This window comes from Massilia sp. 05N420, from assembly GCF_056397205.1.
This window is the reverse complement of record NZ_JBFTMX010000237.1, coordinates 1-392: the sequence shown is the minus strand read 5'-3', so window position 1 is coordinate 392 and position 392 is coordinate 1. Positions and strand designations below refer to the sequence as shown.

The following is a 392-nucleotide window of genomic DNA, read 5'->3' as shown; positions in this document are numbered from 1 at the left end:
CTCCGCGGGAGGTGCCGATAAAGATGGCGCGGTGGATGTCGAGGGTCTCGCAGAGGGTGAGCACATCCCGCGCTTCGACGGCGATGTTGTAATTSGCCTTGTTGTGATCCCAGTCGGAGAGCCCGCGGCCGCGATAGTCGAGGGCGATGACGCGGCGGGGKGATTKYGGGTTGGTCGAGAGSAYRRWCGCCAGCTGRTGGAAGTCGCGGGAGTTGCGCGTCAGGCCGGGYAGGCAGATGACGGGGAGGGTGCCTACATGCGCACTGCCGTAATCTCGCGCATGCAGCCTAAGGCCGTCGGCCGTGGTGATCGTCTGGGCCGTGAAACCATTATCGAAATTCGTCGTCATCGCCATCTCCCTGTTGTCAGGGAGGTTAGCGCCGGCGCTTCAT

General features: G+C 63.3%; 1 protein-coding gene. It reads right to left on the bottom strand.

Annotated features, from left to right (window positions below; translation table 11 throughout):
• Positions 1-349: alpha/beta fold hydrolase (locus AC1DIX_RS28130; RefSeq protein WP_477328665.1), on the bottom strand; the 349-nt coding region annotated here is incomplete at its 3' end.
• Positions 350-392 lie beyond the last annotated feature (43 nt).